12 protein-coding genes are annotated in these 11087 nt (G+C 65.8%); 10 read left to right on the plus strand and 2 right to left on the minus strand.

Translation table 11 applies throughout. The annotated features are described in order from the left end of the window. The 9 genes from scpB to ACK4FJ_RS20095 all read left to right on the plus strand — a co-directional run. Positions 1–564 (plus strand): SMC-Scp complex subunit ScpB (scpB, locus tag ACK4FJ_RS20055; protein ID WP_409768726.1); only part of this gene is annotated, 564 nt, incomplete at its 5' end. Beyond that, positions 557–1609, plus strand: a complete 1053-nt coding sequence (locus ACK4FJ_RS20060; protein WP_409768729.1) for an ABC transporter ATP-binding protein — start codon at positions 557–559, stop codon at positions 1607–1609. The genes scpB and ACK4FJ_RS20060, both read left to right, overlap by 8 nt. Positions 1610–1736: 127 nt before the next feature. Continuing rightward, positions 1737–1988, plus strand: a complete 252-nt coding sequence (locus tag ACK4FJ_RS20065) for a twin-arginine translocase TatA/TatE family subunit (protein WP_409768732.1) — start codon at positions 1737–1739, stop codon at positions 1986–1988. A gap of 62 nt (positions 1989–2050) precedes the next feature. Next, entirely contained in the window at positions 2051–2494 is a 444-nt protein-coding gene (tatB, locus tag ACK4FJ_RS20070; protein ID WP_409768735.1) for a Sec-independent protein translocase protein TatB, read from the plus strand. Next, the gene (gene tatC / locus ACK4FJ_RS20075) at positions 2491–3339 is read left to right on the plus strand and encodes a twin-arginine translocase subunit TatC (RefSeq protein WP_409768738.1); all 849 of its coding nucleotides are present in this window, start codon (positions 2491–2493) and stop codon (positions 3337–3339) included. The genes tatB and tatC overlap by 4 nt, the downstream gene beginning before the upstream one ends. A 12-nt stretch (positions 3340–3351) precedes the next feature. After that, positions 3352–4638 carry a serine--tRNA ligase gene (gene serS, locus ACK4FJ_RS20080; RefSeq protein WP_409768741.1) on the plus strand — a complete coding sequence of 429 codons (1287 nt, stop codon included), beginning with the start codon at positions 3352–3354 and terminating at the stop codon, positions 4636–4638. Next, positions 4638–5393 (plus strand): 5'/3'-nucleotidase SurE, encoded by a 756-nt coding sequence (gene surE, locus ACK4FJ_RS20085; RefSeq protein WP_409768744.1) that lies wholly within the window; start codon positions 4638–4640, stop codon positions 5391–5393. Before serS ends, surE begins: the two co-directional genes overlap by 1 nt. Before the next feature lie 7 nt (positions 5394–5400). Continuing rightward, entirely contained in the window at positions 5401–6060 is a 660-nt protein-coding gene (locus ACK4FJ_RS20090) for a protein-L-isoaspartate(D-aspartate) O-methyltransferase (RefSeq protein ID WP_409768747.1), read from the plus strand. A gap of 78 nt (positions 6061–6138) precedes the next feature. Next, positions 6139–7326, plus strand: a complete 1188-nt coding sequence (locus tag ACK4FJ_RS20095) for a peptidoglycan DD-metalloendopeptidase family protein (RefSeq protein WP_409768750.1) — start codon at positions 6139–6141, stop codon at positions 7324–7326. 2 nt (positions 7327–7328) lie between these two features. Here the strand turns inward: ACK4FJ_RS20095 and ACK4FJ_RS20100 are convergent, their stop codons facing one another. After that, positions 7329–8258 carry an ATP-binding protein gene (locus ACK4FJ_RS20100; protein WP_409768753.1) on the minus strand — a complete coding sequence of 310 codons (930 nt, stop codon included), beginning with the start codon at positions 8256–8258 and terminating at the stop codon, positions 7329–7331. A gap of 142 nt (positions 8259–8400) precedes the next feature. On the opposite strand from ACK4FJ_RS20100, the gene ACK4FJ_RS20105 reads away from it, so the two are divergent. After that, entirely contained in the window at positions 8401–9834 is a 1434-nt protein-coding gene (locus ACK4FJ_RS20105) for an NAD-dependent succinate-semialdehyde dehydrogenase (protein WP_409768756.1), read from the plus strand. Positions 9835–9885: 51 nt separating this feature from the next. On the opposite strand, the gene chrA is transcribed toward ACK4FJ_RS20105, so the two are convergent. Further along, the coding region (gene chrA / locus ACK4FJ_RS20110) for a chromate efflux transporter (protein WP_409768759.1) at positions 9886–11087 on the minus strand (1202 nt) is incomplete at its 5' end.

The following is an 11087-nucleotide window of genomic DNA, read 5'->3' on the forward strand; positions in this document are numbered from 1 at the left end:
GCCCTGGAAGACCAGTATCGCCCGCGCGGCGTGAACCTGAAGAAGGTGGCCGGCCGCTGGGCCTTCATGACCGCGCCCGACCTGCAGCACATGCTGGAGGAACACCGCCAGGTGCAGCGCAAGCTGTCGCGTGCCGCCATCGAGACGCTGGCCATCATCGCCTATCACCAGCCCTGCACCCGCGCCGAGATCGAGGACATCCGTGGCGTGTCCTTGAGCCGTGGCACGCTGGACGTGCTGATGGAGGCCAACTGGGTGCGGGTGCGCGGCCGCCGCCGCGTGCCGGGCCGCCCGGTCACCTACGGCATTACCGACGAATTCCTGGTGCATTTCGGCCTGGAAAGCGCCGACGCGCTGCCGGGCATCGAGGAACTGCGCGCCTCTGGCCTGCTGGAGGCCCTGCCGGCGTCGGGCGGCATTCCGATGCCGGGCGAGGCGCTGGACACCGCGCCGGAAGACCCGCTGGACGAGGACGACGACGGCCGCGAATACCTGGAGCCGCTGATCGACGAGGAAGCCGACGCCAAGAAGGCCGAAGCACAGTCGTCCGAAAGCGATGCCTGATCGCAAAGGTGAGGCAGCCGGGTTGGACCTGGCCGGGGTGAGCCATCGCTATGGCGCGCGGCTGGCGGTCGACAATGTCAGCCTGACGGTCGGGCGCGGCGAAATCCTCGGCCTGCTCGGACCCTCGGGCTGCGGCAAATCCACCACATTGCGCCTGGCGGCAGGGCTTGAAGACCTGCAGCAGGGCGAGGTGCGCATCGGCGGCGAACTGATGGCCGGCGCAGGCCGCAACGTGCCGACCGAACAGCGCCATGTGGGCATGGTGTTCCAGGACCATGCCTTATTCCCGCATTTGAGCGTGGCCGACAACATCACGTTCGGACTTGGCCGGTTGCCGGTCGCCGAACGGCGCAAACGCGCCGAACACTGGGCTGGCCGCCTGGGTCTGGCCGCCCATATCGACAGTTATCCGCATCGCCTGTCCGGCGGCGAGCAGCAGCGCGTGGCACTCGCCCGCGCCATGGCACCCGAGCCGCGCGTGATGCTGCTGGACGAACCGTTCTCCAGCCTCGACAGCCGCCTGCGCGACCAGATCCGCGACGAAACCGTGGAAGTGCTGAAACAGGCTGGCACGGCGACCCTGCTGGTGACGCATGATCCGGAAGAGGCCATGCGCATGGGCGACCGCATCGCCATCATGCATGCCGGCCGCGTCGAGCAGATCGACAGCCCGGCGCAGATCTATGCCGCGCCGGCGACGCCCTTCGTGGCGCGGTTTTTGAGCGAGACCAATGAAATCCGCCTGCGGGTAACCGCAGGTGGCCGGGTCGAGACTCCGTTCGGCGCCCTGCCGGCCGGGCAACTGGCCGAGGGCAGCGAGGCCCTGGTGATGTTCCGCCCCGAAGCCCTGCAGGAGCGGGACGCCGGCGGCCTGGCGCTGAAGGTAGAGCGGGCGACGGCGCTTGGCGCCTATCGCCGCCTGGAAGTGAGCCATGGCGCGCTGCGTTTTGCCGCCCGCCTGCCGGCCGGACCATTGCCAGCCGCGGGCACGACCCTGCACCTTGGTCTAAACCCGGCTTTCTGCTTCGTTTTTCCTGCCGCCTGAGACAGCGTGACACGCAGGAAGTTGGGGGCGGAAGATTGCCTTCGGCGCGCTATCTCTGCCATAGTGCCGCCTTGCAGCGGCAGGCGCCGCCCCCCGGTCGGGGCGGCCCGCAGGAGGAGATAAGGGTATGGGTACGTTCAGTTTTTGGCACTGGCTGATTGTCCTGCTGGTGATCCTGATCATCTTTGGCGCCGGCAAGCTGCCGAAGGTGGCCGGCGACCTGGCGTCGGGCATCAAGAATTTCCGCAAGGGCATGACCGAGGACGACAAGGACAAGGAAAAGCAGGCCGGCGCGCCGCCTGTGATCAACCAGCAGAACCAGCCGACCGGCGGCGCTGCGCCCAGCAGTCAGCCGGCCGACAAGACCGCGCAGAACTGATCATGGATCGCCGCGGCGGATATCCCGGCGCGGCCCCGCAGCAGAAAACAGCGTAGGCGGCGATGTTCGACATTGCCTGGTCGGAACTGGGAATCATCGCGGTGGTGGCGCTGGTCGTCATCGGGCCGAAAGACCTGCCCAAGGTGCTGCGCACCGTGGGGCAGTGGACCGCGAAGGCGCGCTCCATGGCCCGCGAGTTCCAGAGCGGCCTCGACGACATGGTGCGCGAGTCCGAGCTGGACGAGTTGCGCAAGGCCGCCAAGCAGGTCAGCGATTTTTCCATCGAGAACGAAGTGAAGAAGACCTTCGATCCCGACGGGTCGCTGGAAAAGCAGTTCGCCGAGCATAACCAGGCGATCATGGACGCGACGAAGGACATGGATATCTCGAAAGATATCTCGGGCGCGACGCCGATTGCCGATCCGGGCCCGGCCGCCGCGCCGGCTGAACCTGCGCCGGCTGAGACCGCCGACGCCGGAGCGTCCAAGACCGAGACCAAGCCGTGAGCGAGACCGACGCCAAACCGCAGGACGAGGTGGAAGCCTCGCGCATGCCGCTGCTCGAACATCTGATCGAGCTGCGCAATCGCCTGATGTATTCGATCGGCGCGATCTTCATTGCCTTCTGCGCCTGCTATTTCTTCGCGCCGCAGATCTACAACATCCTGATGCATCCGCTGATCGAGGCGATCGGCATGGAAGGCCGGCGCATGATCTTCACCGCGCCGCAGGAAGCCTTCTTCACGCAGATCCGGCTGGCCTTCTGGGCGGCGGCGCTGGTCAGCTTCCCGATCATCGCCAGCCAGGTCTGGATGTTCGTGGCGCCGGGCCTTTACAAGCACGAGCGGAAGGCCTTCCTGCCGTTCCTGGTTGCGACCCCGATCCTTTTTGCGATGGGCGCCACCTTCGTCTATTACTTCATCATGCCGCTGGCGCTGAAATTCTTCGCCGGCTTCGAGACTCTGGGCGGCGACGACACCCTGCCGATCCAGCTTGAAACGAAGGTGAGCGAATACCTCTCGCTGGTGATGACGCTGATCTTCGCCTTCGGCATCGCCTTCGAGCTGCCGGTGCTGCTGACCCTGCTGGGCAAGGTGGGCATCGCGACTTCGGCCGGGCTGGCTGCCAAGCGCAAATATGCCATCGTCGGCATGTTCATCTTTGCCGCCATCGTCACCCCGCCCGACGTGATCAGCCAAGTCGGCCTGGCCATCCCGCTGATCCTGCTTTACGAAATCTCCATCCTTTCGGTGAAAATGATCGAGCGCGACCGCGCCAAGCGGGAAGCCGCGGAAAAGGCCGCCGACGAAGAGGCGGCAAAGGACGAGGCCGGTTCGTCGCCGGCTGCTTGAAGGTAGTTCACCATGCATGACATCAAAGCGATCCGGGACAATCCGGAAGCCTTCGACCGGGCCATTGCCCGCCGTGGCGTGGCGCCGCAGGCGCAGGCCCTGATCGAGCTGGACAAGAAGCGTCGCGCCAGTCAGCTGGAGTTCGACGACCTGCAGAGCAGGCGCAACACGCTGTCGAAGGAAATCGGCGCAGCGAAAGCCAAGAAGGACGAGGCGCGCGCAAGCGAACTGATGGCCGAGGTCACCGCGCTGAAGGATCGCCTCGCCGCGCTGGAGACTGAGCAGAAGGATCACGAAGCGGCGCTGACCGATGCGCTGTCGCGCATTCCGAACATGCCAGGCGACGATGTACCCGAGGGGCTGGACGAGAAATCGAATGTCGAGCTGCGCCGCACCGGTACGCCGAAGACATACAGCTTCAAGCCCAAGGAGCATTTCGACCTGGGCGAGGCGCTGGGCTACATGGATTTCGCGTCCGGCGTGAAACTGGCCGGGGCGCGCTTCACCGTGCTGAAGAGCCAGCTCGCCCGTCTGGAGCGGGCGCTCGGGCAGTTCATGCTCGACCTGCACACCACCGAGTTCGGCTATACCGAGATGCAGCCGCCGATGCTGGTGAACGACGCCACGGCCTTCGGCACCGGGCAGCTGCCGAAATTCGGCGATGACCTGTTCCGCACCACCACGGGCTATTGGCTGATCCCCACCGCTGAAGTGCCGCTGACCAACCTGGCGCGCGACCTGATCATCGACGAGAGCGAGCTGCCCTGGCGCTTCACGGCGCTGACCGCCTGTTTCCGCTCGGAAGCCGGCGCCGCCGGCCGCGACACGCGCGGCATGATCCGCCAGCACCAGTTCGACAAGGTGGAGCTGGTGAGCATCGTTTCGCCCGACAAGTCGGTGGAAGAGCACGAGCGCATGACCGGCGCGGCGGAAGAGGTGCTCAAGCGCCTGGGCCTGCCGTTCCGCACCATGCTGCTGTGCGCCGGCGACATGGGCGGCGCGGCGCGCAAGACCTATGACATCGAGGTCTGGCTGCCGGGCCAGGACCAGTATCGCGAAATCTCGTCCTGCTCGAATTGCTGGGACTGGCAGGCGCGGCGCATGAACGCCCGCTGCCGCGCGCCGGGCGAGAAGCAGACCCGCTTCGTGCATACGCTGAACGGCTCGGGCCTTGCCGTGGGCCGCGCGCTGATCGCGGTGATGGAGAATTACCAGAACGAGGATGGCAGCATCGCCGTGCCGGATGCGCTGAAGCCCTATATGGGCGGGCTGGAGAAAATCGAGAAGGTGGGGAAGTGATGCGTATTCTGGTGTCCAACGACGACGGCATCCACGCGCCGGGCCTGAAAATCCTGGAAAAGGTGGCGCGCAGCCTGTCAAAGGATGTGTGGGTGGTGGCGCCGGAATTCGAGCAGTCGGGCGCCTCGCATTCGCTGACCCTGACCATGCCGTTGCGCCTGCGCAAGATCAACGCACGCAAATACGCCGTGCGCGGCACGCCGACCGACTGCGTCATGATGGCGATGCATGAAATCTTCAAGGACAAGAAGCCCGACCTGCTTTTGTCCGGGATCAATCGCGGCGCCAATCTGGGCGAGGACGTGACCTATTCAGGCACCGTGGCCGTCGCCATGGAAGGTTCGCTGCTGGGCGTGCCCTCCATCGCGCTGAGCCAGTGTTTCCAGCATGGCCATCCGGTGAAATGGGCCACGGCCGAACACCATGCGCCGAAGGTGATCAAGAAGCTGATCAAATCGGGCTGGCCGAAAGGCACGCTGATCAACATCAACTTCCCCGACGTGACGGCGGACAAGGTGATCGGCGTCGAAGTCGTGCCGCAGGGCCAGCGCGACCTGACCGACCTGCTGCTGGATGCGCGCGTGGATGCACGCGGCGTGCCGTATTACTGGATCGGCTTCCGCCGGCAGAAGAGCAAGTCCAAGCGCCATACCGATCTGGGCGCCACCGAATACGGCGCGATCTCGGTCACGCCGCTGCAGCTTGACCTGACCCACGACGCCAGCATGAAGGCGCTGAAGACGGCCTTGCGCTGACCCTGGATTGACGGTGGATCCGCGCGTCATCCAGCTGATCATGGAACTGCGGCGCCAGGGCGTCGCCGATACCCGCGTGCTCGCCGCCATCGAACGTGTGCCGCGCGAGCGTTTCGTCGCCGACCAGTTCCTGAAACACGCCTACGACAACATCGCGCTGCCGATCACCCAGGGCCAGACGATCAGCCAGCCCTATGTGGTGGCCTACATGACCGAGGCATTGCAGCTCGGCGACCGCATGAAGGTGCTGGAGATCGGCACCGGCTCGGGCTACCAGACGGCGGTGCTGTCGAAGCTGGGCCGGCGCATCTACACCATCGAACGCTACCGTTCCCTGCTGGTGACGGCCGAGAAGCGGCTGCACGACCTGCAGATCACCAATGTCGTGACCAAGCTGGGCGACGGCAACAAGGGCTGGCCCGAACAGGCACCGTTCGACCGCATCCTGGTGACTGCGGCGGCCGACAAGCGGCCCGAGGCCCTGATCGAACAACTTGCGCCCGAAGGCGGCATCATGGTGGCGCCCGTGGCGGTGACCACGACCGAACAGGACGTGATCCGCTATACCCGCCAGGGCGACGAGGTGTGGGAAGAGCGCCTGCTAGCCGTGCGTTTTGTGCCGCTGCTGCCCGGAATTGCCCGCGAAGCCAGCGCCGCCACCCCGTAAGCGCGCCCGTAACATCCGCGTAACACCTTGGCCTGCCTGCATTGTCGCAGGCGGGGAAGGGGCTTAGACTCCCGGCCGATGCAACGGATTCGGGACATTTCGCTGATCCTGGCGCTGGCGATGCTGGCTGGCTGCGGCCAGCAGGCCCCGGCGCCGGTGGTGTTCGGCCATCAGTCCGGCTCGCTGCCGCAGGCGGTGCCATTCGGCGGCGGCAATCCGCAATCCAGCGCCGCCGCCATCCGGGTCGCGCCGGAAGCGGTGCCCGATGGCGTGACGGTACAGCCCGGCGATACGGTCTATGCCCTGTCGCGCCGCTATAACCGTCCGGTGCGCGCGATCATCGACGACAACAACCTGCAGCCGCCCTATGTGCTGCAGCCCGGCCAGCATCTGCGCCTGCCGAGCGGCCGCTTCCACAGCGTGCAGCGCGGCGAGACCTTGTACAGCATCTCGCGCGCCTATGGTGTCGATGTCTCGACGATGGCGCAGAGCAACGACCTGCAGGCGCCTTACACGATCAGCGTGGGCCAGCAGCTCCGCATCCCGTCGCAGACCGGTTATGCCGTGGCTTCGGCCCCGGTCAGCGCACCGCTCAGCGCGCCGGGTTCGCAGGCAGCACCGAGCGCGGCGGCGCCGCGGGGGTTCCAGGTCGAGACCCTGCCGCCGCCACCGGGTACAGCGCCGGCGCAACAGCAGGAGCAGCAGGCCTCGTCAAACCTGCCGCCGGTGCCGCAGCAGCCTGCCGAACAGACCGCCCCCACGGCGGAGGGCAGTACCGAACCTCAGGTGGCCAGTGCCCCGCCCAACAGCGCTCCGCCATCGTCAACGCCGCCAACAGCCGAACCGGCCGTGCCGCAGCAGGAAGCCGTGCTGCCGCCGCGTTCGGGTCGCACCTTCTCATGGCCGGTGCGTGGCCGGGTGCTGTCCACCTTCGGTCCAAAAGCCGATGGCCTGCATAACGACGGCATCAACATCGCCGCCCGCGCCGGCGCGCCGGTGGTGGCGGCAGAGAATGGCGTGGTGGTCTATGCGGGCAGCGAGTTAAAAGGCTTCGGCAACCTGCTGCTGGTGCGCCATGCCGATGGCTGGATGACCGCCTATGCCCACCTCGACAAGACGCTGGTGAAGAAGGGCCAGAAGGTGACGCGCGGCCAGGCGATCGGCACCGTGGGCAGCACGGGCGGCGTGAACCAGCCGCAGCTGCATTTCGAAATCCGCAAGGGCACCCAGGCGGTGGACCCCGCCAAGTTCCTCTCGGTTGCCTGAGCTTACTTCGTCGGCTTGAGCGGCTTGCCCAGCCTGCCGGCCAGATCCTGGATGAACTGCCACGCCACGCGACCGGAACGCGCGCCGCGCGTCATCGACCATTCCACGGCTTCGGCGCGCAACTGCTTCTGGTCGATCTTCAGGCCATAGGCGGCGCAGTAGCCATCCAGCATGGCGAAGAAATCCTCCTGACTGCAGGAATGGAAACCAAGCCAGAGGCCGAAGCGGTCGGACAGCGAGACTTTCTCTTCCACGGCCTCGTGCGGATTGATCGCGGTGGAGCGTTCGTTCTCCATCATGTCGCGCGGCAGCAGGTGGCGACGGTTGGACGTGGCATAAAGGATCACGTTGTCGGGCCGGCCCTCGATGCCGCCATCCAGCACGGCTTTCAGCGACTTGTAATGCTGGTCCTCCGCGTCGAACGAGAGATCGTCGCAGAAGAGCACATAGCGGCGTTGCGACTGGCGCAGCAGCTTGAGCAGGGCGGGCAGCGAGGGGATGTCCTCGCGATGGATTTCCACCAGCGCCAGGGCATGTGCCTTTTTCCCGTTGATCGCGCCGATAGCGGCCTTGACCAGCGACGACTTGCCCATGCCGCGCGCACCCCACAGGAGCGCGTTGTTGGCCGGCAGGCCCCGGGCGAAACGGGTGGTGTTGTCGAGCAGGATGTCGCGCACGCGGTCCACGCCCTGCAGCAGGTCGATGGAGACGGCATTCACCTTGGGCACGGCTTCCAGCCAGCCCGGCGCCGGCTCGGCATGCCACACGAAGGCATCGGCGGCGTTTTCGTTCCAGTCCGGCGCGCGCGGCGGGGCCAGCCGCTCCAGCGCGTCGGCGATACGCAGCAGCACAGCCGGATCCGGGGTGGTTTCCGACGGGTGAGCGGTTTTCGGGGCGACGGCGGACTTGGCTTTGGGCTTGGCTTTTTTCATTGCTTGTTCTGCGGGGATACAAGTTGCGCGGGCGGCCATTCTGCGGGTGCCATCTTCCCGGCGCAACCGGTAGCGGGGCCAAGACGTTTCCGCCATAATCCCGGGCCTGATTTTGCAGTTCCGGATGTGGTGAGGAGGAAACATGTATCCCGAAGTTTCGCTGTATATCGACGGTGCCTGGACCAAGGGCGCCGCTGGCAAGACCATCCCCGTGCTGAACCCGGCCACCGGCGAGGAAATCGGCAAGGTGGCCCACGCCGACAAGGCCGATCTGGACCGCGCGCTGGCCGCCGCCGACAAGGGCTTCAAGGCCTGGAAGAAGGTCTCGCCCTACGACCGCTACAAGGTGCTGCGTAAGGCCGCCGACATCATCCGCGGCCGCGCCGACGAGATCGGCAAGATCATGTCGATGGAGCAGGGCAAGCCCTTCATCGAGGCCAAGGGCGAAACCCTGCTGGCCGGCGACATCATGGACTGGTTCGCCGAGGAAGCGCGCCGCACCTATGGCCGCATCGTGCCGCCGCGCGCCGAGGGCGTGTATCAGCTTGTCGTCAAGGAGCCGGTCGGCCCGGTCGCGGCTTTCACACCGTGGAATTTCCCGATCAACCAGGCGGTGCGTAAATGCTCGGCCGCCCTGGCCGCCGGCTGCTCGATCATCCTGAAGGGCCCGGAAGAGACCCCGGCCTCCTGCGCCGCCCTGGTGCAGGCCTATGTCGATGCCGGCGTGCCGGCCGGCGCGATCCAGCTGGTGTATGGCGTGCCTTCGGAGATCAGCGAATACCTGATCCCGCATCCGGTGATCCGCAAGATCACCTTCACCGGCTCGACCCCGGTGGGCAAACATCTCTCGATGCTGGCGGGTCAGCACATGAAGCGCATCACCATGGAGCTCGGCGGCCATGCCCCGGCCATTGTGTTCGACGATGCCGATGTCGATACCGCCGTGAAGGTGCTGAGCGCCAACAAGTTCCGCAATGCCGGCCAGGTCTGCGTCTCGCCGACGCGTTTCCTGGTGCATGAATCGGTCTATGGCAAGTTCGTCGAGGGCTTCACGGCCTTCGCCAAGTCCCTGAAGGTGGGCGACGGCCTCGACAAGGATACCCGCATGGGTCCGCTGGCCAACGACCGCCGCGTGCAGGCGATGGAAATGTTCGTCGCCGATGCCGTGTCGAAGGGCGCCAAGGTCGAGACGGGCGGCAAGCGCATCGGCAACAAGGGCAACTTCTTCGAGCCGACCGTGCTGACCGGAATCAACACCGATATGCGCATCATGAACGAGGAACCGTTCGGCCCGCTGGCGCCGATCATGCCGTTCTCCAGCTTCGATGCGGTGGTGGAAGAGGCGAACCGCCTGCCCTTCGGCCTGGCGGCCTATGCTTATACCAAGTCGGCCAAGACGGCAGCCGCCATCGGCGCGGCCTTCGAGTCCGGCATGGTGTCGATCAACCATCACGGCCTGGCCCTGCCGGAAGTGCCCTTCGGCGGCATCAAGGATTCGGGCTACGGCTCGGAAGGCGGCTCGGAAGCCATCGAAGCCTACCTGAACACCAAGTTCATCACGCAGGTCGGTCTGTAAGATCCACGCGATACCGGAACGGAGAAGGGGGCCTCGCGACCCCCTTTTTCATTATGCGATGAAACGGATCGCGATACCAGCCAGTGCCGCACCGCCCAGCAGCCAGGCCAGTCCCAGATGAAAACGGAAGACAGCGATGATCGCTGCCGCCGACAGCAAGGCCATCCAGGGATCGAGGCTGGAGAGCACCGGCACGTCCCAACTGAGCGGACCGCGCGACACACTCTCCATCTGCTTGAACAGCACATGCAGGCCGAACCAGATGGCGAGGTTGAGGATCACGCCGACCACCGCCGCCGTGATCGCCGCCAGGGCATGGCTGAAGGCGCGGACATGGCGGATGCGCTCGATGTAAGGCGCACCGAGGAAGATCCACAAAAAGCACGGCACGAAGGTGACCCAGGTGGCGAGCACGCCACCGAGCAGACCGCCCAGCAGCGGATCGATGCCGCCAAGGCGGAAACCGGCCAGATAACCCACGAAGGTGAGTACGAGGATCAGGGGGCCGGGCGTGGTTTCGGCCAGGCCGAGGCCATGCAGCATCTCCTGGGCATTCAGCCAGCCATAAACCTCCACCGCCTGCTGCCCGACATAGGCCAGCACGGCATAGGCGCCCCCGAAGGTGACCACGGCCATCTTGCTGAAGAACACGCCGATCTGGGTGAAAACGTGGGTTTCGCCCAGCGTGGCGAACAGCCAGAGCAGCGGCCCACCCCAGAGCAGGCCGAAGATCGCGATAACGATCAGGTTGCGCGACCAGCTTGGCGGCACGCTGGGCAGCACATCGGCATCGTCCTTTGCGGCCGCAGTGACGATCCAGTGCGGCCTTCTGCGGCCGACCAGCCAGCCGATCACAGCGGCGCCAAGCACGATCAGCGGGAAGGGAATGTGCAGGCCGTAGATGCCGACAAAGGCCAATGCGCTGATGCCGAGCAGGAAGCGCGTCTTGACCGCGCGTTTGGCGATGCGCTGCACGGCCTCGATCACGATGGCCAGCACGGCGGCCTGCAGGCCGAAGAACACACCATCGACCAGCGGCACGTCGCGCCACAGCACATAAATGGTGCTCAGGCCCAGGATGACGGCCAGACCGGGCAGGATGAACAGCAGGCCAGCGGCGATACCGCCCTTGGCCCGGTGCAGCAGCCAGCCGATATAGGTGGCGAGCTGCTGCGCCTCGGGGCCGGGCAGCAGCATGCAGAAATTCAGCGCATGCAGGAATTGCGGCTCGCTGACCCATTTCTTCTCGTCCA

Origin of the sequence: Ferrovibrio sp. (assembly GCF_046297595.1) — a bacterium.
Lineage (GTDB): Bacteria > Pseudomonadota > Alphaproteobacteria > Ferrovibrionales > Ferrovibrionaceae > Ferrovibrio.

What these genes read in the sequence shown, in the direction of transcription:
- ACK4FJ_RS20060 (WP_409768729.1), top strand. Translation starts at nt 557, where the DNA reads ATGCCTGATCGCAAAGGTGAGGCAGCCGGGTTGGACCTGGCCGGGGTG.
- ACK4FJ_RS20065 (WP_409768732.1), top strand. Translation starts at nt 1,737, where the DNA reads ATGGGTACGTTCAGTTTTTGGCACTGGCTGATTGTCCTGCTGGTGATC.
- tatB (WP_409768735.1), top strand. Translation starts at nt 2,051, where the DNA reads ATGTTCGACATTGCCTGGTCGGAACTGGGAATCATCGCGGTGGTGGCG.
- serS (WP_409768741.1), top strand. Translation starts at nt 3,352, where the DNA reads ATGCATGACATCAAAGCGATCCGGGACAATCCGGAAGCCTTCGACCGG.
- surE (WP_409768744.1), top strand. Translation starts at nt 4,638, where the DNA reads ATGCGTATTCTGGTGTCCAACGACGACGGCATCCACGCGCCGGGCCTG.
- ACK4FJ_RS20095 (WP_409768750.1), top strand. Translation starts at nt 6,139, where the DNA reads ATGCAACGGATTCGGGACATTTCGCTGATCCTGGCGCTGGCGATGCTG.
- ACK4FJ_RS20100 (WP_409768753.1), bottom strand. Translation starts at nt 8,258, where the DNA reads ATGAAAAAAGCCAAGCCCAAAGCCAAGTCCGCCGTCGCCCCGAAAACC.
- ACK4FJ_RS20105 (WP_409768756.1), top strand. Translation starts at nt 8,401, where the DNA reads ATGTATCCCGAAGTTTCGCTGTATATCGACGGTGCCTGGACCAAGGGC.